Origin of the sequence: Pseudomonas bohemica, assembly GCF_002934685.1 — a bacterium.
In the GTDB taxonomy this organism is placed as follows: Bacteria; Pseudomonadota; Gammaproteobacteria; order Pseudomonadales; family Pseudomonadaceae; genus Aquipseudomonas; species Aquipseudomonas bohemica.
Genome location: NZ_NKHL01000084.1, coordinates 14,875 through 36,909, shown reverse-complemented (window position 1 = coordinate 36,909; position 22,035 = coordinate 14,875). Strand labels below are relative to the sequence as shown.

The following is a 22,035-nucleotide window of genomic DNA, read 5'->3' as shown; positions in this document are numbered from 1 at the left end:
GGGTGGCTGCTATGTTGAAAGTCGAAGTTTATCGCTACAACCCCGATACCGATACGGCGCCTAAGACCCAGGTGTTCGATGTGGATACCGGCGGCAAGGACCTGATGGTTCTGGACGTATTGGCGCTGATCAAAGAGCAGGACGAAGGTTTTTCCTATCGTCGCTCCTGCCGTGAAGGCGTGTGCGGTTCCGACGGTATGAACATCAACGGCAAGAACGGCCTGGCGTGCATCACGCCGCTGTCTGCGGTGGTCAAGAACAACAAGCTGGTGGTGCGTCCGCTTCCTGGCTTGCCGGTGATTCGTGACCTGGTCGTCGATATGAGCATCTTCTACAAGCAATACGAGAAGGTGAAGCCATTCCTGCAGAACGATACGCCGGCTCCGGCCATCGAACGTCTGCAGTCGCCTGAAGAACGTGAGAAGCTGGACGGTCTGTACGAGTGCATCCTGTGCGCCTGCTGCTCGACTTCCTGCCCTTCGTTCTGGTGGAACCCTGACAAGTTCCTCGGTCCAGCGGCACTGCTGCAAGCCTACCGTTTCCTGGCTGACAGCCGTGACACCAAGACCCAGGAGCGCTTGGCATCGCTGGACGATCCGTTCAGCGTGTTCCGTTGCCGCGGGATCATGAACTGCGTGAACGTCTGTCCGAAAGGCCTGAACCCAACCAAGGCTATCGGTCACGTTCGCAACATGCTTCTCACCAGCGGTATCTGATGTTCGTTGCACCTGTTATTTGAAACTGTTGTACCTGTAAACGCTGCGGCGCAGGCTTCAACCGGCGCCGTAGTTTTAACCTGAGCAGCGGTCATATGGCTGCGGCTCTTATTTTGAAGAAATGAGACCAGCAGGGGCATCCGGGCTGGTACCCGGACTATCTGCGTGATCCTGGCGACTTGGTGCAGTCAGCGACTCGATACGGTCGCTGCATGGACTTTCAAGTGCTGCTTGGGTGTCGACGCCGATGGTGTCCCCTAACCGAGGGTGACCAAGCATGCAAGAAAGCGTGATGCAGCGCATGTGGAACAGCGCCCACCTTTCCGGTGGTAACGCTGCCTATGTGGAAGAGCTCTACGAGCTCTACCTGCACGACCCTAACGCTGTGCCAGAAGAGTGGCGCACCTACTTTCAGACGTTGCCGGCTGACGGCAGCACTGCCACCGATGTATCGCACTCTACGGTTCGCGATCATTTCGTGTTGCTGGGGAAAAACCAGCGCCGCGCTCAGCCGGTCTCCGCCGGTAGCGTGAGCAGCGAACACGAGAAGAAGCAAGTCGAAGTGCTGCGACTGATCCAGGCATTCCGTATGCGCGGCCATCAGGGTGCGCAACTCGATCCTCTGGGTTTGTGGAAGCGTACTGCGCCAGCTGACCTGTCGATCAATCATTACGGCCTGACCGACGCTGACCTCGATACCACCTTCCGTGCCGGCGACCTGTTCATCGGCAAGGAGGAGGCGAGCCTACGCGAAATCGTCGACGCCTTGCAGAAGACATATTGCCGCACCATTGGCGCCGAGTTCACGCACATCGTCGATTCCAACCAGCGCAACTGGTTCATGCAGCGCCTCGAAAGCGTGCGTGGCCGTCCAGCTTACCCCGCCGACATTCAGAGCCATCTGCTCGAGCGCGTCACTGCGGCCGAGGGTCTGGAAAAGTACCTGGGTACCAAATACCCAGGCACCAAGCGTTTCGGTCTGGAAGGTGGCGAGAGCCTGATCCCGATGCTGGACGAACTGATCCAGCGCTCCGGCTCCTACGGCACCAAGGAAATCGTCATCGGCATGGCCCACCGTGGCCGTCTGAACGTCCTGGTCAACACCTTCGGCAAGAACCCGCGCGAGCTGTTCGACGAGTTCGAAGGCAAGAAGAAGGTCGAACTGGGTTCCGGTGACGTGAAATACCACCAGGGTTTCTCGTCCAACGTGATGACCACCGGCGGCGAAGTTCACCTGGCGATGGCTTTCAACCCATCTCACCTGGAGATCGTATCTCCAGTGGTGGAAGGTTCCGTGCGCGCCCGTCAGGATCGTCGCAACGACGCCACAGGCGAGAAAGTGCTGCCGATTTCCATCCACGGTGACGCTGCGTTCGCAGGTCAGGGCGTGGTTCTGGAAACCTTCCAGATGTCGCAGACCCGCGGCTTCAAGACTGGCGGTACGATCCACATCGTGATCAACAACCAGGTCGGTTTCACCATCAGCAACCCGCTGGATGCGCGCTCCACCGAGTACGCCACCGACGTTGCCAAGATGATTCAGGCGCCGATTCTCCATGTGAATGGCGATGACCCTGAAGCCGTCATGTTCGTGACCCAGTTGGCCATCGACTACCGCATGCAGTTCAAGCGTGATGTGGTGATCGATCTGGTCTGCTACCGTCGTCGCGGGCACAACGAAGCTGACGAACCAAGCGGCACCCAACCGCTGATGTATCAGCAGATCGCCAAGCAGCGCACGACCCGTGAGCTGTACGCCGACTCCCTGGCCGCTGCCGGTGTCCTCGACGCTGCCGGCGCTCAGGCGAAGGTCGACGAGTACCGCAACGCGCTGGATAACGGCATGCACGTTGTGAAGAGCCTGGTCAAGGAGCCCAACAAGGAGCTGTTCGTCGACTGGCGTCCATACCTGGGCCACGCCTGGACCGCGCGTCACGACACCCGTTTCGACCTCAAGACGCTGCAGGAACTGTCCGCCAAGCTGATGGAGCTGCCGGAAGGTTTCGTGGTTCAGCGTCAGGTTCAGAAGATCTACGAAGACCGCCAGAAGATGCAAGCCGGTGGCCTGCCGATCAACTGGGGTTACGCCGAAACCATGGCTTACGCCACGCTGGCGTTCGAAGGTCACCCGGTGCGCATCACTGGACAAGACGTCGGTCGCGGTACGTTCTCGCACCGTCACGCCGTTTTGCACAACCAGAAAGACGCGAGCACCTACGTCCCTCTGCAGAACCTGTATGCCGGTCAGCCACGCTTTGACCTGTACGACTCGTTCCTGTCGGAAGAAGCGGTACTGGCATTCGAATACGGCTACTCGACCACCTCGCCCAATGCGCTGGTGATCTGGGAAGCCCAGTTCGGTGACTTCGCCAATGGTGCGCAGGTAGTGATCGACCAGTTCATCACCAGTGGCGAGCACAAGTGGGGTCGTCTGTGCGGTCTGACCATGCTGCTGCCACACGGCTACGAAGGCCAGGGCCCCGAGCACTCCTCGGCGCGTCTTGAGCGTTACCTGCAACTGTGCGCCGAGCACAACATTCAGGTGTGCGTGCCGACCACGCCGGCTCAGATCTACCACCTGTTGCGCCGTCAGGTGATTCGTCCGTTGCGCAAACCGTTGGTTGTGCTGACGCCGAAGTCGCTGCTGCGCCACAAGCTGGCAATCTCGACCCTGGAAGATCTGGCCGAAGGCTCGTTCCAGACTGTCATTCCGGAAATCGACACCCTCGATCCGGCCAAAGTGACGCGTCTGGTGCTGTGCAGTGGCAAGGTCTACTACGACCTGCTGGAAAAACGCCGTGCCGAAGGCCGCGAAGATATCGCCATCGTGCGTATCGAGCAGCTCTACCCGTTCCCGGAAGACGACCTGATGGAGGCCATCGCGCCTTACACCAATCTGACCAATGTGGTCTGGTGTCAGGAAGAACCGATGAACCAGGGCGCCTGGTACAGCAGTCAGCATCATTTGCGCCGTAGCATCGGCAATCACAACCGCAACCTCGTTCTTGAGTACGCCGGTCGTGACGCTTCTGCTGCTCCTGCCTGTGGCTACGCTTCGATGCACGCCGAACAGCAGGAAAAACTGCTGAAAGACGCGTTCACTGTTTAACGCCTTCGCGCACTAGAAACCGAATTAAGGAATTACAGACAATGGCTATTGAGATCAAAGCCCCCTCTTTCCCGGAATCCGTTGCCGATGGCACCATTTCCAAATGGCACAAACAGCCGGGCGAGGCGGTGAAACGTGACGAGCTGCTGGTCGACATCGAGACCGATAAGGTCGTCCTCGAAGTTCTGGCCGAAGCTGACGGCGTGCTGGCGTCCATCGTCAAGGGCGAGGGCGATACCGTTCTGTCCAACGAGCTGATCGCAACCCTGGATGCGGGCGCTACCGCATCGGCCGCTCCTGCTGCTGCACCGGCTTCTGCCGCTGCTGCTCCTGCTGCCACCCCGGCAGCCGCGCCTGCCGCAGCCCCGGCTGCTGGCGACGAAGACGCTATCGGCGCTCCGGCTGCCCGCAAGCTGGCCGAAGAAAACGGCATTGCCCTGTCCAGCATCAAGGGCACCGGCAAAGATGGTCGCGTCACCAAGGAAGACGTGGTGGCTGCCATCGAAGCGAAGAAATCCGCTCCAGCCGCCGCACCTGCTGCCAAGCCTGCCGCTCCGGCCGCTTCCGCGCCTGTGTTCGCCGCTGGCGACCGCACCGAGAAGCGCGTTCCGATGACTCGTCTGCGTGCCAAGGTTGCCGAGCGTCTGGTTGAAGCCCAGTCGACCATGGCCATGTTGACCACCTTCAATGAAGTCGACATGACCGAAGTCATGGCACTGCGTTCGAAGTACAAGGATCTGTTCGAGAAGTCCCACAACGGCGTACGCCTGGGCTTCATGTCGTTCTTCGTCAAGGCTGCCACCGAAGCGCTGAAACGCTTCCCGGCGGTCAACGCTTCGATCGACGGTTCCGACATCGTTTACCACGGCTATGCCGACGTAGGCGTTGCGGTTTCCAGCGACCGTGGTCTGGTTGTGCCGGTTCTGCGTAACGCAGAGCAGATGAGCTTGGCTGAAATCGAAGGCGGCATTGCCACCTTCGGCAAGAAAGCCCGTGACGGCAAACTGTCCATCGACGAGATGACTGGTGGTACCTTCACCATCACCAACGGTGGTACTTTCGGTTCGATGATGTCGACCCCGATCGTCAACCCGCCACAAGCGGCCATCCTGGGCATGCACAACATCGTTCAGCGCCCGATGGCGATCAACGGTCAGGTTGTCATTCGTCCGATGATGTATCTGGCACTGTCCTACGATCACCGCTTGATCGACGGTAAAGAAGCTGTGACCTTCCTGGTGACCATCAAGAACCTGCTGGAAGATCCGGCTCGTCTGTTGCTGGATATCTGATGAGGCAGCCCCGGGCTGCAAGCCGCAAGCTTCAGGATAGAAGCAGGCCGGCATGCAGCTCGGGGCCCCGTAGTTCGCATCCAATGAATAAGTCGCAAGCCCGATCTGCAGTTCATCGCGGATCAGCTTGTAGCTTGCAGCTTGAAGCTCGCAGCTAAAGAGGAACTCTTTGTTATGTCCCAGAAATTCGACGTGGTAGTGATTGGCGCAGGCCCTGGCGGTTATGTTGCCGCCATCAAGGCCGCGCAACTTGGTCTCAAGACTGCCTGCATCGAGAAGTATCAGGATAAAGAGGGCAAGCTGGCTCTCGGCGGTACCTGCCTGAACGTTGGCTGCATCCCGTCCAAGGCGCTGCTGGACAGCTCCTGGAAATTCTACGAAGCCAAAAACCAGTTCAACGTTCACGGTATCTCGGTATCCGACGTGAAGATTGACGTGGCTGCCATGGTCGGCCGCAAGTCCCAGATCGTCAAAGGCTTGACCGGTGGCGTCGCCAGCCTGTTCAAGGCCAACGGCGTCACTTCCCTGCAAGGCCACGGCAAACTGCTGGCCGGCAAGAAAGTCGAGCTGACCAAGCCTGACGGCACCACCGAAGTCATCGAAGCCGACAACATCATCCTGGCCTCCGGTTCGCGTCCGATTGATATCCCACCGGCTCCGGTCGACCAGAACGTCATCGTCGACTCTACCGGCGCGCTGGAATTCCAGACTGTGCCTGAGCGTCTGGGCGTTATCGGTGCCGGCGTTATCGGCCTGGAACTGGGTTCGGTATGGTCGCGACTGGGTTCCAAGGTCACCGTTCTGGAAGCGCTGGAGAAGTTCCTGCCAGCGGCTGACGAAGCGGTTTCCAAGGAAGCGCAGAAGACTTTTACCAAACAGGGTCTGGACATCAAGCTGGGCGCGCGCGTGACCGGCTCGAAAGTCAACGGCAACGAAGTTGTCGTCAATTACACCGACAAAGACGGTGAGCAGAACATCACTTTCGACCGCCTGATCGTTGCTGTAGGCCGTCGTCCTGTGACCACTGATCTGCTGGCCTCCGACAGCGGCGTCGATATCGACGAGCGCGGCTTCATCTTCGTCAACGATCAGTGCGAGACCAGCGTTCCTGGTGTCTACGCGATCGGCGACGTGGTCCGTGGTCTGATGCTGGCACACAAAGCCTCTGAAGAAGGCATCATGGTGGTCGAGCGCATCAAGGGTCACAAGACCCAGATGAACTACGACCTGATCCCGTCGGTTATCTACACTCACCCGGAAATCGCGTGGGTCGGTAAAACCGAGCAGACCTTGAAGGCCGAAGGCGTAGAGGTTAACGTCGGCAGCTTCCCGTTCGCGGCCAGTGGTCGTGCAATGGCAGCCAACGACACTGGCGGTTTCGTCAAGGTTATCGCTGATGCCAAGACTGACCGTGTACTGGGTGTACACGTCATTGGTCCAGGCGCGGCAGAGCTGGTTCAGCAGGGCGCGATCGGGATGGAGTTCGGCACCAGTGCCGAAGACATCGGCATGATGGTCTTCTCCCACCCGACGCTGTCCGAAGCCTTGCACGAAGCTGCTCTGGCTGTGAATGGCGGCGCCATCCACATCCAGAACAAGAAGAAACGCTAAGAAAAACCACGACGGAGCGCCCGTCGCGGGTCTTGCTCGCAAGACCTGCCGCGGAAGGTCCGTTGGACTCGAACTCCCGGCAGACATCGAACCGGCACTGAGGTGCTGGCGAGGGGTCTTCCGGGAGAAGCGGTCACAGGTGGTGCGGCACGCTTAGACGAGCAGCACCGAATGCGCAGTACCTAACGAAGACGGTAATAAGCATGAATCTTCACGAGTATCAGGGTAAGCAGCTGTTTGCTGAATACGGCCTGCCGGTATCCAAGGGCTTTGCAGTAGACACCCCGGAAGCAGCAGCAGAAGCGTGCGACAAGATCGGCGGAACCGAGTGGGTCGTCAAAGCCCAGGTTCACGCAGGCGGTCGCGGTAAAGCGGGCGGCGTCAAGCTGGTTCGCAGCAAGGAAGACGCAGCTGCGTTCGCTCAACAGTGGTTGGGCAAGCGTCTGGTCACTTACCAGACTGATGCCAACGGTCAGCCAGTCACCAAGATCCTGGTTGAGTCGTGCACTGACATCGCCAAAGAGCTGTACCTGGGCGCTGTAGTCGATCGTTCGAGCCGTCGTATCGTGTTCATGGCTTCCACCGAAGGTGGCGTGGACATCGAGAAAATCGCTCACGAAACACCTGAGAAGATTCTCAAAGCCACTATCGATCCACTGGTTGGCGCTCAGCCATTCCAGGGTCGTGACCTGGCATTCCAGTTGGGCCTGGAAGGCAAGCAGGTTGCTCAGTTCGCCAAGATCTTCGTCGGCCTGGCCAATCTCTTCCAGGATCACGATCTGGCTCTGCTGGAAGTGAACCCGCTGGTAATCAAGGCTGACGGCGATCTGCACTGCCTGGACGCCAAGATCAACATCGACGCCAACGCCATGTACCGTCAGCCAAAGCTGAAGGCTTTCCACGATCCATCGCAAGATGATCCACGTGAAGCCCACGCTGCCAAGTTCGAACTGAACTACGTGGCACTGGAAGGCAACATCGGCTGCATGGTCAACGGTGCTGGCCTGGCCATGGGCACCATGGACATCGTCAACCTGCACGGCGGCAAGCCAGCCAACTTCCTCGACGTAGGTGGTGGCGCTACCAAAGAGCGCGTGACCGAAGCTTTCAAGATCATCCTGTCCGACACCAACGTCGCTGCAGTACTGGTCAACATCTTCGGCGGTATTGTTCGCTGCGACATGATTGCCGAAGGCATCATCGGTGCGGTGAAAGAAGTCGGCGTGAAAATCCCGGTCGTTGTCCGCCTTGAAGGCAACAACGCTGACCTGGGCGCTAAAGTACTGGCAGAAAGCGGCTTGAACATCATCGCTGCTACCAGCTTGACCGACGCTGCTCAACAAGTCGTCAAAGCTGCGGAGGGCAAATAATGAGCGTCCTGATTAATAAAGACACCAAAGTTATCTGCCAGGGCTTCACCGGCTCGCAAGGTACTTTCCACTCCGAACAAGCCATTGCCTACGGCACCAAAATGGTTGGCGGCGTGACCCCAGGCAAAGGTGGCACCACCCACCTGAACCTGCCGGTGTTCAATACTGTTGCCGAAGCTGTGAAGCAAACCGGCGCTACCGCTTCGGTTATCTACGTTCCGGCTCCTTTCTGCAAGGATTCGATCCTGGAAGCTGCTTTCGGCGGCATCAAGCTGATCATCTGCATCACCGAAGGTATCCCTACCCTCGACATGCTGGATGCCAAGGTCAAGTGCGATGAGCTCGGTGTTACCCTGATCGGCCCTAACTGCCCAGGCGTCATCACCCCGGGCGAGTGCAAGATCGGCATCATGCCAGGTCACATTCACTTGCCAGGCAAAGTCGGTATCGTGTCGCGTTCCGGCACCCTGACCTACGAAGCTGTGAAGCAGACCACTGACGCCGGTTTCGGTCAGTCCACCTGCGTCGGTATCGGCGGTGACCCGATTCCGGGCTCCAACTTCATCGACATCCTGAAGCTGTTCCAGGAAGACCCGAAGACCGAAGCGATCGTCATGATCGGTGAGATCGGCGGTTCGGCTGAAGAAGAAGCGGCTGCCTATATCAAGGCACACGTGACCAAGCCAGTCGTTTCCTACATCGCTGGTGTGACTGCTCCTCCGGGCAAGCGCATGGGCCATGCGGGCGCGATCATCTCCGGCGGTAAAGGCACTGCAGACGAGAAATTCGCTGCGCTGCAAGACGCTGGCGTGAAGACCGTGCGTTCGCTGGCAGACATCGGCAAAGCCCTGGCTGAGCTGACGGGTTGGGAAGTGAAGAAGGCTTAATTGCCGTCTGATCACTGCCTGATCGACAAAAGCCACCTTCGGGTGGCTTTTGTCTTTTCGGCTTTTGAGTAATTGTCGTTGACAAGCCGAACACATTTTTCGCTACCCCCGATCTACTGTAGGAGCCAGCAAGCCGCTCCTACAGGTTTCGCGGTGTAACGGGATTGACCCCTGTAACAGCCCCTGTAGGAGACGTCGGAGGTTACGACGGCAGCGAACGCGGCGGGTCAGCTCATCAAGAGGCAGTTGGCCTACCGCGACCGCCGCCAAGCGGTACTGCTACAGGCTTGCCCCCATGGATCGGCGGTTTGGCGCAGTACCTGTAAAAGACGTAATGGTCGACGACTTCTCTCAATGCTGTAGGGCTTTTCCGAAATGCGACCTGAACGTGCGTTCATCGGTCGCACCGCCCTGTATTGGGGCGGCAAATAGAGTAGGCTACCCGCCATTTTGCGTGTTCGGCCCCCACAAGGAGCCGTCGTGCCCCACGGGCCTGTTCTAAAAGGACGGGTAGCATTTCCCTCGACCCTTCGGGAAATCCTCTTCTTAATTCCGATTCAGCAGTGTGGTTTCTTTGATGAAAGTGTTGAAAGGTCAGGACATTCTGGCGCTGGGTTTCATGACGTTCGCGTTGTTCGTGGGTGCTGGCAATATCATCTTCCCCCCAATTGTTGGCCTGCAGGCCGGTCCGCATGTGTGGATGGCGGCGTTGGGCTTTCTCGTAACGGCGGTAGGTCTTCCCGTGGTGACCGTCATCGCCCTGGCCAAGGTCGGCGGCGCCATGGATGCGCTGAGTAGCCCGATCGGCAAGGTCGCCGGGACCATACTCGCCGCAGCGTGCTACCTGTCGGTGGGCCCCCTGTTCGCCACGCCGCGTACCGCTACTGTCTCCTTCGAAGTCGGCCTGGCGCCACTGACCGGTGAAAGCCCGCTGGCCCTGTTGCTCTACAGTCTCGTGTATTTCCTGCTGGTGTTCTGGATCTCCCTGTACCCAGGCCGTCTGCTGGACACGGTAGGGCGCTTCCTCGCGCCGCTGAAAATCATTGCGTTGGCCGTATTGGGCATCGCTGCGTTCGCGCTGCCCGCCGGTGATGTCGGAACCGCACAGCCTGTTTATGTCGCGGCTCCATTTTCTCAGGGGTTCATCAACGGCTACCTGACTATGGATACCCTCGGTGCACTGGTGTTCGGCATTGTCATCGTCAATGCGATCCGCTCCCGTGGCGTCGAGTCGCCACAGTTGATCACCCGCTACGCCATCATCGCCGGCCTGATCGCAGGTGTCGGTCTGGCGCTGGTGTACATCAGCCTGTTCCGTCTTGGCTCAGGCAGCCACGCCATTGCAGCCACTGCTACCAACGGCGCGGCCGTGCTGCACGCCTATGTGCAGCACACCTTCGGCTCGCTGGGCAGTGGCTTCCTCGCCGTGCTGATTTCGCTGGCGTGCCTGGTCACTGCGGTAGGTCTGACCTGTGCCTGTGCCGAATATTTCAGCCGTTTGCTGCCGCTGTCCTACAAAACCCTGGTAATCCTGCTGGCTGCGTTCTCTCTGCTGGTATCGAACCTGGGGTTGACCAAGCTGATCCAGTTCTCGATCCCGGTGCTCACGGCGATCTATCCACCCTGCATCGCCCTGGTCGCACTGAGCTTCTGCAAAGACTTCTGGCAGGCCCAGGGCCGCGTAGTGGCGCCAGTGATGCTGGTGTCGTTGCTGTTCGGCATGATCGATGCGCTCAAGGGCTCGGGCCTTGGCGAATATCTGCCTGATGCCCTGGCTCATCTGCCGCTGAGTGAACAAGGGCTCGCCTGGTTGATTCCGACGTTGATCACGCTATTCGCCGCGTTCGTCGTAGATCGGATGCTGGGCAAGCGCAGGCAGGCGCTGGCTTGAGGGGAGGGTGGTGCGCAATTGAGTTGCCGCCGCCCGACTTATAGACATAAAAACAAAGCCCGCATAATGTGGGCTTTATTTTTTGGAAACTTTTGAACTTACGGCTTAGTTGGTGCAGGCGCCTGTTCGTTGGTCTCTTTGGCGCGCTCTTGAGCGGCCTCGGCATTCTTCTGGGCAGCTTCCTGACTTTCCTTGGCGGCGTCGTTCACTTTGTCTTGAGCCTTTTGCATCGATTCTTGAGACTGCTGGGCAGCCTTGTTCGCATCTTGCTGTTTATCCTCGGATTTTTTATCGCAGGCGGCGAGGCCAAGAGTGGCAGAAAGCATGAGGGCAATGGCTAAAGTCTTACGCATGGGGTGTTTCTCCTTATTGAATATCTACGAGCCTTCGAACGCGTGTTTATAAACTTAGTTCCATATTTGCGCCGGATAAATGCCGGGCCGTTTCATTGTTCTCACCCCCGACGTTTTTGTCCTGCTGATTAATCGTTTTTGCTACCCCAGGTGTGCGCTAACGGGCGAGAGTGCCGACTAGTTGTCAGTGAGAATGAGCGCGTGCCCGCGTGTTCTTCAAATCCTCGCCCTCTTGAAATCCCCGGCCCAGCCCCCACCTTGATGACAACCCGCCGTCCAGCCTTCGTTTGCCGAGGCTTTGGGGCGGCTACCCCTATTTGTATGGACTGATTGGAGTTTGATGACCATGAGTGTGGAAACTCAAAAGGAAACCCTGGGCTTCCAGACCGAGGTGAAGCAACTGCTGCACCTCATGATCCATTCGTTGTACTCGAACAAGGAGATTTTCCTGCGCGAGCTGATTTCCAACGCCTCTGACGCGGTGGACAAGCTGCGCTTCGAAGCCTTGTCCAGACCTGAGCTGCTGGAAGGCGGCGCTGAGCTGAAAATCCGTGTGAGCTTCGACAAGGACGCGCAAACCGTCACGCTCGAAGACAACGGCATCGGCATGAACCGTGAAGATGTGATCACCCATCTGGGTACCATCGCAAAGTCCGGCACCGCTGATTTCATGAAGAACCTCACCGGTGACCAGAAGAAGGATTCGCACCTGATCGGTCAATTCGGCGTCGGTTTCTATTCGGCGTTTATCGTTGCCGACAAGGTCGACGTCTATAGCCGTCGCGCGGGCACTCCCGCCAGCGAAGGCGTGCACTGGTCGTCCAAGGGTGAGGGCGATTTCGAAGTCGCGACCATCGACAAGGCCGAGCGCGGCACCCGCATTGTCCTGCACCTCAAGGCTGCGGAAAACGAATTTGCCGACGGCTACCGCCTGCGCAATATCATCAAGAAGTACTCCGATCACATCGCCTTGCCGATCGAGCTGCCGAAAGAGCAGGCCGCCGTCGAGGGCGAGCCTGCGCCTGAGCAGGAATGGGAAACCGTCAACCGCGCCAGTGCCCTGTGGACCCGTCCGCGCGCCGAGGTCAAGGATGAGGAATACCAGGAGTTCTACAAGCACATCGCCCACGATTTCGAGAACCCGCTGAGCTGGAGCCACAACAAGGTCGAAGGCAAGCTGGAGTACAACTCGCTGCTTTACGTGCCGGCCCGTGCGCCGTTCGACCTGTACCAGCGTGAAGCGCCCCGTGGCCTGAAGCTATATGTGCAGCGCGTGTTCGTCATGGATCAGGCCGAGTCGTTCCTGCCGCTGTACCTTCGTTTCATCAAGGGTGTGGTCGACTCCAACGATCTGTCACTGAACGTTTCCCGCGAGATCTTGCAGAAAGACCCGATCATCGACTCGATGAAGTCGGCGCTGACCAAGCGCGTGCTGGACATGCTGGAGAAACTGGCGAAGAACCAGCCGGAAGAATACAAGGGTTTCTGGAAAAACTTCGGCCAGGTCATGAAAGAAGGCCCAGCCGAAGACTTCGCCAACAAGGAGAAGATCGCCGGTCTGCTGCGCTTCGCCTCGACGTCCGACGACAGTGGCGAGCAAAGTGTTGCCTTGGCCGACTACCTGGCTCGCGCCAAGGAAGGCCAGGACAAGATCTACTACCTCACCGGCGAGAGCTACGCGCAAGTCAAAAACAGCCCGCACCTGGAAGTCTTCCGCAAGAAAGGCATCGAAGTGCTGTTGTTGACCGACCGAATCGACGAGTGGCTGATGAGCTACCTGAGCGACTTCGACGCAAAAGGCTTCGTCGATGTAGCCCGTGGCGATCTGGACCTTGGCAAGCTGGACTCCGAAGAGGACAAGAAAGCCCAGGAAGAAGTCGCCAAGGATAAGGAAGGTTTGATCGAGCGCCTTAAAGCTGCGCTGGGCGACGCTGTCAGCGAAGTGCGGGTCTCCCACCGTCTGACTGATTCGCCGGCGATTCTGGCCATCGGTGAGCAGGATCTGGGTCTGCAGATGCGTCAGATTCTGGAAGCCAGTGGTCAGAAGGTTCCGGATTCCAAGCCGATCTTCGAATTCAACCCGACTCACCCGCTAATTGGCAAACTGGACAACGAGCAAAGCGAAGATCGCTTCGGCGAACTGTCGCACATCCTGTTCGATCAGGCTGCCCTGGCCGCGGGTGACAGTTTGAAGGATCCAGCCGCTTACGTGCGCCGTTTGAACAAGTTGCTGGTCGAACTCTCGGTTTAACATTGGCTCAACGTCAAAACCCGCTTCGGCGGGTTTTGTCATTGGATCGTCCTACATTCTCAAAAGCAGGAGTCAGCAATGAGCAACGTTACTGTGCAGTCCGTGGTGTATCAGATCGACGGCCATAGCTACGAAAGTCGCCTGGTGTTCAGTGAGGGCGCGAAAGCCGCTCCGGGGCTGGTGATGGCGCCGAACTGGATGGGCATCAGCGAAGATGCCGAACAAATCGCCAGGCAGGTGGCCGGCAAGGGCTATGTGGTGTTGCTGGCGGACCTCTATGGGCAGAACGTACGCCCGACAAGTGGCGACGAAGCGGCTGCGGCGATGATGCCTTTGAAGAACGACCGTAACCTGCTGAACAAACGTATGCAGGCCGCGCTGGATCAACTGACCGGGCAAACCATCGCGTCTGTGGACAAGGGGCGTCTTGCCGCCTTCGGTTTCTGCTTCGGTGGGTGCTGTGCGCTGGAACTGGCACGGACAGGCGCACCACTGAAAGCGGCAGTCTCGTTCCACGGCACGCTGGACACCACCAATCCGGCTGGCGCGAAGAACATCCAGGGCAAGGTGCTGGTGTTGCACGGCGCGTCCGACCCGTTGGTGCCGAAAGAGCAGTTGCCAGCATTCGAAGCGGAAATGAATGCGGCCGATATCGATTGGCAGTTGTTGAGCTATGGCGGCGCGTTCCACTCCTTCACCGACGTGCACGCGAACAACCCGGGCAAGCAGATGTACAATCCGACGGTGTCCAAGCGTGCGTTCACGGCGATGCACAACCTGCTGGACGAAGTTTTTCAAGAGCAGCCATAAGCCTCAGGCCTCAAGCCTCAAGCTGCAAGTAAGATGCGCACCGTTCTGACTTGTAGCTAGAGGTTTGCCACTGCTGTTATCTTCTTCCGGGCATTTCAATCCGCCCCACTTCCCCCGGCACCGTCGGCCAATCCCCGGCTGCCCACTTCGCCCGCGCCTGATCGATCAAGGCGGGATCGCTGGCGACGAAATTCCAGTTCATCCTCCGCGGCCCCTCCAGTGGCGCACCGCCGATCAATACCGCATGGCACTCGCTCTCGGCACATAGGGTTGGTTCATCGCCAGGCTCCAGTACTACCAGGCTGCGGGGCTCCACCGGTTGGCCATCGATCAGCATCTCGCCTGCAATCACATACAGCGCCCGTTGCTCGTGCTCGGCAGGGATCAATAGCGTGGTCGCGGCCTGCATCTTCAATTCGGCATACAGGGTGGGCGAGAGCACCGGCACTGGCGATTCCAGGCAGAAGCCATGGCCCGCGATCATCCGAACGCTGATGCCCATGCCGTCATTGACCGGCAGGCTACTGGCCGGGTGGTGACTGTAATGACCTTCCCCCTGTTCATGTGCCTTCGGTGATGCCAGCCAGACCTGCAGGCCATGCAATCGCGAGCCACTGTCGTGCAGGGCCTGCGGGGTGCGTTCAATGTGGGCGATAGCCCTGCCTGCGGTCATCCAGCTCACTTCGCCGGGTAGCACGTGCTGGTCGCTGCCCAGGCTGTCCTTGTGCTGGATTTGCCCTTCGAACAGGTAGGTGAGGGTGGACAACCCGATATGCGGATGCTGGCGAATGTCCATGCCGGTTCCGGGCGCATAGGACGTTTCCAGCATGTGGTCGAAGAATACAAATGGCCCGACGCTGCGGCACTTCGCGGAGGGCAAGGGGCGCAGGATCGGCTGTCCTTCGACGTCTTCTGCGCGGGGTTTGATGGTCAACATGGTGTGATTCTCTATGGACGTGGCGACAGAGTACGAGTCCCGCGTTCCGCCGTCCGGATCGTCTGCGCTTCGAATTCCGTTAGAACGATTTTAATTGCGAATGCCTGCAATGAAAGGTGTTTCTTCGGGCATGAAAAAGGCGCCTCGAAGGGCGCCTTTCTCACACGTTGCGACAGATCGGATTACTTACCGGTCCAGCGCTTCAGCACCAGCGTAGCGTTGGTGCCACCGAAGCCGAAGCTGTTGCTCATGACCAGGTTGATCTCGGCGTTTTCACGAGTCTTGGTCAGGATTGGCAGGTCGGCGACGGCTGGGTCCAGCTCGTCGATGTTGGCCGAGCCGGCCATGAAGTTGCCTTCCATCATCAGCATGCAGTAGATCGCTTCGTGCACGCCGGCGGCGCCCAGGGAGTGACCCGACAGGCTTTTGGTGGAGCTGATGGCCGGCGCGTTCTCGCCGAACACTTCACGCACACCTTTCATTTCCGCCACGTCGCCGACCGGAGTCGAGGTGCCGTGGGTGTTCAGGTAGTCGATCTTGCCGTCAACGGTGGACAGCGCCTGCTGCATGCAGCGGATAGCGCCTTCGCCGCTTGGCGCGACCATGTCATAACCATCGGAGGTCGCGCCGTAGCCGACCAGTTCAGCGTAGATCTTCGCGCCGCGGGCCAGAGCGTGCTCCAGCTCCTCGACCACGACCATGCCGCCACCACCGGCGATCACGAAACCGTCACGGTCGGCGTCGTAGGCGCGGGATGATTTTTCCGGCGTGTCGTTGCGTTTGCTGGACAGTGCGCCCATGGCGTCGAACAGGAACGACTGGCTCCAGTGTTCTTCTTCACCGCCACCGGCGAAGACAACGTCCTGCTTGCCCATCTGGATCTGTTCCATGGCGGTACCGATGCAATGAGCACTGGTGGCGCAGGCAGACGCGATGGAGTAGTTCAGGCCCTTGATCTTGAATGGCGTTGCGAGGCACGCCGAAACGGTGCTGCTCATGGTGCGGGTCACGCGGTACGGGCCGACGCGCTTGACGCCTTTTTCGCGCAGGATGTCCAGCGCTTCCATCTGGTTCAGGGTCGATGCACCGCCGGAACCGGCGATCAGGCCGGTACGAGGGTTGGAAACCTGCTCTTCGGTCAGGCCAGAATCCTTGACCGCGTCTTGCATCGCCAGATAGGCATAGGCCGCAGCGTGACCGACGAAGCGGTAGATCTTGCGGTCGATCAGCTCTTCGAGGTTGAGGTCGATCGAGCCGGAAACCTGGCTGCGCAGACCCATTTCGGCATATTCCGGATTGAAACGGATGCCAGGGCGGCTTGCACGCAAGTTGGCGGAAACGGTGTCTTTGTCATTGCCCAAGCAGGAAACAATGCCCAGACCAGTGATAACGACGCGGCGCATGCGAATACCCTTAGAAATTGTCAGTGGAGGTGAACACGCCGACCCGGAGGCCTTCGGCGGTGTAGATTTCGCGACCGTCGACAGTGACCGAACCATCGGCGATGGCCAGGTTCAGCTTGCCCTTGAGGACGCGCTTGATTTGGATGTTGTAGGTGACTTTCTTGGCGGTCGGCAGGACCTGGCCGAAGAATTTGACTTCGCCCGAACCCAGCGCCCGACCGCGCCCCGGCAGACCTTGCCAGCCGAGGAAGAAGCCGACCAGTTGCCACATGGCATCGAGGCCCAGGCAGCCCGGCATCACCGGATCGCCTTCGAAGTGACAACCGAAGAACCACAGGTCTGGAGTGATATCCAGCTCGGCGACCAATTCACCCTTGCCGTACTTGCCGCCTTCTTCACTGATGTGGGCGATCCGATCGATCATCAGCATGTTAGGGGCGGGCAGTTGCGCATTACCTGGGCCGAACAGCTCGCCGCGACTGCAGCGCAGCAGATCTTCCCGGGTAAAGGCGTTTTGTTTGGTCATGCGAGCTCCTCGATAATCCTGTGCGGCAGGGTGTGGCAGTACTTACCCAATCTGACCAGCAGGGCGATTCCCTGCCGGCAGCCTACTCATAGACTATTGCGTTGTAGTGAAAGTCACAGCACGGGCGAAATGAATGTACACCTGTGCACTGAAATTTTCCGTTCGCGCGTCGGCGCGTGTCGATCACGGCACACAAGACTGCCGCAATTTATCATTTATCGCCAGTCGCAGATGCCTTAATGGTCAGCCAGCGCTGTAAAACCTGCTGTAAATCAGTACGTTTGAAGGGCTTGGCCAGGTAATCGTTCATCCCCGCCTGTAAACAGACGTCCCGGTCGCCGTGTCGGGCGTTGGCGGTCAAGGCGATGATGGGCAGATTTTCAAGGCCCGGAAGTTCGCGAATCCTGCGTGTCGCTTCGTAGCCGTCCATGACCGGCAGGCGGCAATCCATCAGGATCAGCGCGAATTTTTCCTTGCTCGCCATGCTCACCGCTTGCGCGCCGTCGCCCGCTACGCTGACCAGCAGACCCAGGCTATGCAACATGGCTTCGACCACCGTGCGATTGACCGGATTGTCCTCGACCAGCAGCACGCAACCGTCGCGCTCCTCAGGCAGGTTGCCTACCGCGCCGGTCAACGGCAGGGGGGCTTGCTGTTGCACGCGTTGCAAAGGGATCCGCAGGGTGAACACCGAGCCGATTCCTTCGCTGCTTTGCGCTTCCAGCGAGCCGCCCATGCGTTCGGCCAGATTTCGGGCGATGGGCAGGCCGAGGCCGGTACCGCCGTAACGTCTGGAAATAGAATTGTCTGCCTGTTGGAATGCGTCGAACATCGATTCGAGCAACTGCGCGGAAATGCCGATGCCGCTGTCACGTACCGCGCAGGTAAAGAGGATGTGCTGGGCATCGCGCTGCTGCCACGAGGTCTCGACCCGAACGCTGCCGAACTCGGTGAACTTCAGCGCATTACCGATCAGGTTCACCAGAATCTGCCGGATTCGGGTCGGATCGCCGTTGACCCACAACAGGTCCATTCCCGGTTGCAGTTCGAGCTCCAACGCCAGTGACTGCTGTTGCGCGCTGTGGGCAAACGCCTGAACCGATGTAGCGATCAGGTCGGCCAGATTGAACGAAATGTCCTCCAGCTCCAACGCATCGCGTTCGAAGCGGGAGAAGTCGAGAATGTCGTTGATCACCCGCAACAGATGTTCGGTGGACTCGGTCGCCAGGGCGGCATACTCGGCCTGCTCCTCGGTCATCTTCGTGGTTCCCATCAACTGCAGCATCCCCAGGACGCCATTCATGGGGGTGCGCAGCTCATGGCTCATCATCGCCAGAAATTCCGATTTGGCACTGTTGGCGCGTTCGGCTTCTTCGCGGGTCCTGATCAGCTCGTCCATGGCCTGTTTCTGTTCGCGACTGGCTTTTTCCAGCCCCAGTGCCAGGTTGTTGATGTGCCGCGCCAGATCGCCCAGCTCGGCGTCGTCCGCCACCGGCAGTGGCGCAGTGTAATCGCCCTGCTGAATGGCCTTGACCGCATCGCTCATGGCGCTGATCGGCTGCGACAGGCTCAGGGACAGGCGCCGCGCCAGAATGTAGGTAAATAGCAGGGCGAACAACGCGAGGATGCCTGCCTTGAGGAGAATTTCCTGTTCGCGCATGTTGAAGGCATCACTGGACATGCCCACCAGCACCCGTCCGAGATAGTCCTCTATAGGCACACTGGCAAAGTCATCGGCGTCGTCCAGGCGCGTGCTGTCGGCCTTGATCTGTTGCAGGCGGATGGGCGCCTGAAAGATTTCCATCTGCCGGGATTGGGGGTTTTCAGCGGCTTGCTCGACGTGTACCAGCACTTTGCCGGTGCTGTCCTGAACCTCGAGAAAACGCACATGGGGCGTGCTCATAGTGGCCTTCATCAGGCTTTCCAGCACCTCGTCGTTGCCGACGATCACCCCGTATTCGGAAGCCGGAGCCAGCTGATTGGCAATCAATTGACCGGTATGGGTCAGTTCCTGACGCAGGTCCTGAATGCGCACCACGGTGAAGAAGCTGATCAGCAGCAGGGTCAGCAACAAGGCCGGGCCGAGGCTCAGGATTTGTGTTCGAGTGCTGATGTTCCAGCCGCGCTGTGCGGTCATGCCCAGGTTACCGTCATCATGGGCGCCTCATTCGCCATCTTGTGCGCGGTGCCGGGCCAGGTAGGGGGGTCGGGTCATTGACTTGTCTCGAGAGAAACGCTTTGACGATAGCTCATCGGCGCCGCAGTGGAATTTTCGTCTGGTGCGCGCATCTTAACCGAGCCGTAGGGATTTTCCTCGTAAAGAGTCGGGCAACCGCGACTCGGACGCCCTACCGTGTTTTGCCGCTGGTGGCGAGCACGGCGCTCCGTATAATGCTGCCATCGCCAGATCTGATGGCTCCAGATGGATTGTTTTATGACCCAACAGCAACCGATCGCAGTTCTGGGTGGCGGAAGCTTCGGGACAGCCGTGGCCAACCTGCTGGCCGAGAACGGCCACCGGGTCCTGCAGTGGATGCGTGATCCCGAACAGGCCGAGGCGATTCGCGTCAACCGCGAGAATCCGCGCTACCTCAAGGGCATCAAAGTGCTCGATGCGGTGGAGCCGCTGACGGACCTGCAGCGTGTGCTCAGCGAGAGCCCGTTGGTGTTCGTCGCTTTGCCATCCAGTGCCCTGCGCAGTGTGTTGACGCCCCATGTCCAGCTTTTGACCGACAGGATGCTGGTAAGCCTGACCAAAGGCATCGAGGCCCAGACTTTCAAGCTGATGAGTGAAATCCTCGAGGACATCGCGCCTCAGGCCCGGATCGGCGTGCTCTCCGGACCGAACCTGGCGCGGGAAATCGCTGAACACGCGCTGACCGCCACCGTGGTCGCCAGCGAAGATGAAGACCTCTGCCAGCAGGTTCAGGCTGCCCTGCACGGTCGCACCTTCCGCGTCTATGCCAGCGCCGACCGTTTTGGCGTGGAGTTGGGCGGGGCGCTGAAGAACGTCTACGCGATCATCGCCGGCATGGCCGTAGCGCTGGGCATGGGCGAGAACACCAAAAGCATGCTGATCACTCGCGCGCTGGCGGAGATGACCCGGTTTGCTGTCAGCCAGGGTGCGAACCCGATGACGTTTCTCGGTCTTGCCGGCGTCGGAGACCTGATCGTGACCTGCTCCTCGCCCAAGAGCCGTAATTATCAGGTCGGTTTCGCACTGGGGCAGGGGCTGAGCCTGGACGAAGCCGTAACCCGCCTGGGCGAGGTGGCCGAAGGGGTCAACACGCTCAAGGTGCTCAAGGCCAAGGCTCAGGAGGCGCAGGTGTACATGCCGCTGGTCGCTGGCCTGCATGCGATCCTCTTCGAAGGACGCACGCTGGAACAGGTCATCGAATTGCTGATGCGTGCCGAACCCAAGACCGACGTCGACTTCATCTCGACCAGCGGTTTCAACTGATTTCACAGCGCCGTTTTCAGCCTCTGTATAAGTCTCTGTGGAGAAGCTCTCGTGAACGAATCAAAATTCAAGCAACACGAATCGATCCTGCTGCGCATCCTGTGGATGGTGGTGTTTGTCGTGGTCTGGCAGGTCGCGGAAATCGTTCTGGCGGTCGTGGTACTGGTGCAACTGGCTTATCGCCTGTTCTACGGTGCACCAAGCTTGAGCCTGATGTCCTTCGGCGACAGCTTGAGCCAGTATCTGGCGCAGATCGGTCGTTTCGGCACCTTTCACACCAACCAGAAGCCCTGGCCGTTCGCCGACTGGCCCACACCGCGTGCGCCGGAAGGTGAAGCGCCGCACGCCGTGCCTGCTGCCGAGCATCCGGTGCGAGACGAGGAACCGAAGCTATGAAGCTGTGGATTCTGCGTCATGGCGAAGCCCAGTACCGGGCGCGCACGGACGCCGAACGCGAATTGACTTCCAACGGGCGCGAAGAGGTATTGTCCAGTGCCGCCTACCTGTTGGGCCAGCCGCTACGATGGATCATCGCCAGCCCCTATGTGCGCGCCCGGCAGACCGCCGACATAGTGCGTCAGGCCCTGGGTTTTGCCGATTCGGTGGTCACCGTGCCCTGGCTGACCCCGGACAGCGACGCGCGCAGAGTGCTGGAAAATCTTGATCTATACGCGTCGGACGATGTGCTGCTGGTCAGTCACCAGCCCCTGGTGGGTGCGTTGATCGGCTTGGCGGTGCATGGCAATCTGCAGCAGGCCGAACCGATGCACACCGCCAGCCTTGCCGAGCTTGAAGCGGACTTTCCGCTGGCTGGGGCGATGAGTCTGGTCGGGGTTCGGCATCCGGGGTGATGTGGATCATTCCAGGGGCTGTGTCTATTAACCAACCACTCGATATCTCTGAATAACAAGGAAGAACAATGAGCCTGTGGCGTGAAACCCCCGACCTCGAAGCCCTCAATGGCATGCAGAAGAACACCATCGGCGAGGTCCTGGACATCCGTTTCGAGGCGTTCGACGACCAGTCGCTGACCGCGAGCATGGCGGTCGATCACCGTACCCATCAACCGTACGGCCTGCTGCACGGTGGCGCATCGGTTGTGCTGGCGGAAACCGTCGGCTCGTCGGCCAGTTACCTGATCATCGATACCCGCAAATACTTCTGCGTGGGCCTGGAAATCAATGCCAATCACCTGCGCGGCCTGCGCACGGGTCGGGTCACCGCCGTGGCACATCCGGTTCACATTGGCCGCACTACTCACGTCTGGGACATTCGTCTCAGCAGCGATGAAGGCAAGGCCAGTTGCATCTCCCGTCTGACCGTCGCGGTGGTTCCGCTCGGCGAGCAGCCTCCCGCACGTTAGTCGCGAGCCACGCTGAACAGGCGCGTGCATGACCGGTGTGTCATCTCCGATGGCAG

The 22,035-nt window shown here is 59.2% G+C and carries 18 protein-coding genes; 13 read left to right on the top strand and 5 right to left on the bottom strand.

Features of this window, described 5'->3' with window-relative positions; all coding sequences use genetic code 11:
* Positions 1 to 11: 11 nt before the first annotated feature.
* The 7 genes from CE491_RS04805 to brnQ all read left to right on the top strand — a co-directional run bounded on the left by CE491_RS04805 (position 12) and on the right by brnQ (position 10,876).
* A complete protein-coding gene (locus CE491_RS04805) occupies positions 12 to 716 on the top strand; it encodes a succinate dehydrogenase iron-sulfur subunit (RefSeq protein WP_110947222.1) in 705 nt (234 codons plus the stop codon).
* Between the two features lie 277 nt (positions 717 to 993).
* Positions 994 to 3,825 (top strand): 2-oxoglutarate dehydrogenase E1 component, encoded by a 2,832-nt coding sequence (locus CE491_RS04800; protein ID WP_110947221.1) that lies wholly within the window; start codon positions 994 to 996, stop codon positions 3,823 to 3,825.
* A gap of 41 nt (positions 3,826 to 3,866) precedes the next feature.
* Positions 3,867 to 5,117, top strand: coding sequence for a 2-oxoglutarate dehydrogenase complex dihydrolipoyllysine-residue succinyltransferase (gene odhB, locus CE491_RS04795; protein WP_110947220.1), 1,251 nt, complete (start codon positions 3,867 to 3,869; stop codon positions 5,115 to 5,117).
* Positions 5,118 to 5,291: 174 nt separating this feature from the next.
* The gene (lpdA, locus tag CE491_RS04790) at positions 5,292 to 6,728 is read left to right on the top strand and encodes a dihydrolipoyl dehydrogenase (protein ID WP_110947219.1); all 1,437 of its coding nucleotides are present in this window, start codon (positions 5,292 to 5,294) and stop codon (positions 6,726 to 6,728) included.
* Between the two features lie 203 nt (positions 6,729 to 6,931).
* Positions 6,932 to 8,098, top strand: coding sequence for an ADP-forming succinate--CoA ligase subunit beta (sucC, locus tag CE491_RS04785; RefSeq protein ID WP_110947218.1), 1,167 nt, complete (start codon positions 6,932 to 6,934; stop codon positions 8,096 to 8,098).
* Positions 8,098 to 8,985: a succinate--CoA ligase subunit alpha gene (gene sucD, locus CE491_RS04780; RefSeq protein ID WP_110947217.1), complete on the top strand. Its 888-nt coding sequence runs from the start codon at positions 8,098 to 8,100 to the stop codon at positions 8,983 to 8,985. Before sucC ends, sucD begins: the two co-directional genes overlap by 1 nt.
* Before the next feature lie 577 nt (positions 8,986 to 9,562).
* Positions 9,563 to 10,876: a branched-chain amino acid transport system II carrier protein gene (brnQ, locus tag CE491_RS04775; protein WP_110947216.1), complete on the top strand. Its 1,314-nt coding sequence runs from the start codon at positions 9,563 to 9,565 to the stop codon at positions 10,874 to 10,876.
* Between the two features lie 98 nt (positions 10,877 to 10,974).
* Here brnQ and CE491_RS04770 read toward each other — a convergent pair whose 3' ends face one another.
* Positions 10,975 to 11,229, bottom strand: a complete 255-nt coding sequence (locus CE491_RS04770) for a hypothetical protein (RefSeq protein WP_110947215.1) — start codon at positions 11,227 to 11,229, stop codon at positions 10,975 to 10,977.
* Between the two features lie 346 nt (positions 11,230 to 11,575).
* Here CE491_RS04770 and htpG point away from each other — a divergent pair, with 346 nt between their 5' ends.
* Together htpG and CE491_RS04760 are read left to right on the top strand one after the other, a co-directional pair.
* On the top strand, positions 11,576 to 13,480 hold the full coding sequence (gene htpG / locus CE491_RS04765; protein ID WP_199884991.1) for a molecular chaperone HtpG: 1,905 nt from the start codon (positions 11,576 to 11,578) through the stop codon (positions 13,478 to 13,480).
* A gap of 78 nt (positions 13,481 to 13,558) precedes the next feature.
* Complete coding sequence (locus CE491_RS04760; RefSeq protein ID WP_110947213.1) at positions 13,559 to 14,290, top strand: dienelactone hydrolase family protein; 732 nt, start codon at positions 13,559 to 13,561, stop codon at positions 14,288 to 14,290.
* Positions 14,291 to 14,366: 76 nt separating this feature from the next.
* Here the strand turns inward: CE491_RS04760 and CE491_RS04755 are convergent, their stop codons facing one another.
* The 4 genes from CE491_RS04755 to CE491_RS04740 all read right to left on the bottom strand — a co-directional run bounded on the left by CE491_RS04755 (position 14,367) and on the right by CE491_RS04740 (position 19,293).
* Positions 14,367 to 15,227: a pirin family protein gene (locus CE491_RS04755; RefSeq protein WP_110947212.1), complete on the bottom strand. Its 861-nt coding sequence runs from the start codon at positions 15,225 to 15,227 to the stop codon at positions 14,367 to 14,369.
* Positions 15,228 to 15,409: 182 nt separating this feature from the next.
* Entirely contained in the window at positions 15,410 to 16,630 is a 1,221-nt protein-coding gene (gene fabB, locus CE491_RS04750; RefSeq protein ID WP_110947211.1) for a beta-ketoacyl-ACP synthase I, read from the bottom strand.
* 10 nt (positions 16,631 to 16,640) lie between these two features.
* The gene (gene fabA, locus CE491_RS04745) at positions 16,641 to 17,156 is read right to left on the bottom strand and encodes a 3-hydroxyacyl-[acyl-carrier-protein] dehydratase FabA (RefSeq protein WP_110947210.1); all 516 of its coding nucleotides are present in this window, start codon (positions 17,154 to 17,156) and stop codon (positions 16,641 to 16,643) included.
* Positions 17,157 to 17,367: 211 nt separating this feature from the next.
* A complete protein-coding gene (locus CE491_RS04740) occupies positions 17,368 to 19,293 on the bottom strand; it encodes a response regulator (RefSeq protein WP_110947209.1) in 1,926 nt (641 codons plus the stop codon).
* A gap of 297 nt (positions 19,294 to 19,590) precedes the next feature.
* On the opposite strand from CE491_RS04740, the gene CE491_RS04735 reads away from it, so the two are divergent.
* The 4 genes from CE491_RS04735 to CE491_RS04720 all read left to right on the top strand — a co-directional run bounded on the left by CE491_RS04735 (position 19,591) and on the right by CE491_RS04720 (position 21,979).
* Positions 19,591 to 20,616, top strand: a complete 1,026-nt coding sequence (locus CE491_RS04735; RefSeq protein ID WP_110947208.1) for an NAD(P)H-dependent glycerol-3-phosphate dehydrogenase — start codon at positions 19,591 to 19,593, stop codon at positions 20,614 to 20,616.
* A 51-nt stretch (positions 20,617 to 20,667) separates the two neighbouring features.
* Positions 20,668 to 21,012, top strand: a complete 345-nt coding sequence (locus tag CE491_RS04730; protein ID WP_110947207.1) for a DUF4389 domain-containing protein — start codon at positions 20,668 to 20,670, stop codon at positions 21,010 to 21,012.
* Positions 21,009 to 21,467 (top strand): phosphohistidine phosphatase SixA, encoded by a 459-nt coding sequence (gene sixA / locus CE491_RS04725; protein ID WP_110947206.1) that lies wholly within the window; start codon positions 21,009 to 21,011, stop codon positions 21,465 to 21,467. The genes CE491_RS04730 and sixA overlap by 4 nt, the downstream gene beginning before the upstream one ends.
* A 68-nt stretch (positions 21,468 to 21,535) precedes the next feature.
* Positions 21,536 to 21,979 (top strand): hotdog fold thioesterase, encoded by a 444-nt coding sequence (locus CE491_RS04720; protein ID WP_110947205.1) that lies wholly within the window; start codon positions 21,536 to 21,538, stop codon positions 21,977 to 21,979.
* Positions 21,980 to 22,035 lie beyond the last annotated feature (56 nt).

Excerpts from the sequence above, each read along its gene's own strand:
- CE491_RS04805 (WP_110947222.1), top strand. The coding sequence starts at position 12 with ATGTTGAAAGTCGAAGTTTATCGCTACAACCCCGATACCGATACGGCG.
- CE491_RS04800 (WP_110947221.1), top strand. The coding sequence starts at position 994 with ATGCAAGAAAGCGTGATGCAGCGCATGTGGAACAGCGCCCACCTTTCC.
- odhB (WP_110947220.1), top strand. The coding sequence starts at position 3,867 with ATGGCTATTGAGATCAAAGCCCCCTCTTTCCCGGAATCCGTTGCCGAT.
- lpdA (WP_110947219.1), top strand. The coding sequence starts at position 5,292 with ATGTCCCAGAAATTCGACGTGGTAGTGATTGGCGCAGGCCCTGGCGGT.
- sucC (WP_110947218.1), top strand. The coding sequence starts at position 6,932 with ATGAATCTTCACGAGTATCAGGGTAAGCAGCTGTTTGCTGAATACGGC.
- sucD (WP_110947217.1), top strand. The coding sequence starts at position 8,098 with ATGAGCGTCCTGATTAATAAAGACACCAAAGTTATCTGCCAGGGCTTC.
- brnQ (WP_110947216.1), top strand. The coding sequence starts at position 9,563 with ATGAAAGTGTTGAAAGGTCAGGACATTCTGGCGCTGGGTTTCATGACG.
- CE491_RS04770 (WP_110947215.1), bottom strand. The coding sequence starts at position 11,229 with ATGCGTAAGACTTTAGCCATTGCCCTCATGCTTTCTGCCACTCTTGGC.
- htpG (WP_199884991.1), top strand. The coding sequence starts at position 11,576 with ATGAGTGTGGAAACTCAAAAGGAAACCCTGGGCTTCCAGACCGAGGTG.
- CE491_RS04760 (WP_110947213.1), top strand. The coding sequence starts at position 13,559 with ATGAGCAACGTTACTGTGCAGTCCGTGGTGTATCAGATCGACGGCCAT.
- CE491_RS04755 (WP_110947212.1), bottom strand. The coding sequence starts at position 15,227 with ATGTTGACCATCAAACCCCGCGCAGAAGACGTCGAAGGACAGCCGATC.
- fabB (WP_110947211.1), bottom strand. The coding sequence starts at position 16,630 with ATGCGCCGCGTCGTTATCACTGGTCTGGGCATTGTTTCCTGCTTGGGC.
- fabA (WP_110947210.1), bottom strand. The coding sequence starts at position 17,156 with ATGACCAAACAAAACGCCTTTACCCGGGAAGATCTGCTGCGCTGCAGT.
- CE491_RS04740 (WP_110947209.1), bottom strand. The coding sequence starts at position 19,293 with ATGACCGCACAGCGCGGCTGGAACATCAGCACTCGAACACAAATCCTG.
- CE491_RS04735 (WP_110947208.1), top strand. The coding sequence starts at position 19,591 with ATGACCCAACAGCAACCGATCGCAGTTCTGGGTGGCGGAAGCTTCGGG.
- sixA (WP_110947206.1), top strand. The coding sequence starts at position 21,009 with ATGAAGCTGTGGATTCTGCGTCATGGCGAAGCCCAGTACCGGGCGCGC.
- CE491_RS04720 (WP_110947205.1), top strand. The coding sequence starts at position 21,536 with ATGAGCCTGTGGCGTGAAACCCCCGACCTCGAAGCCCTCAATGGCATG.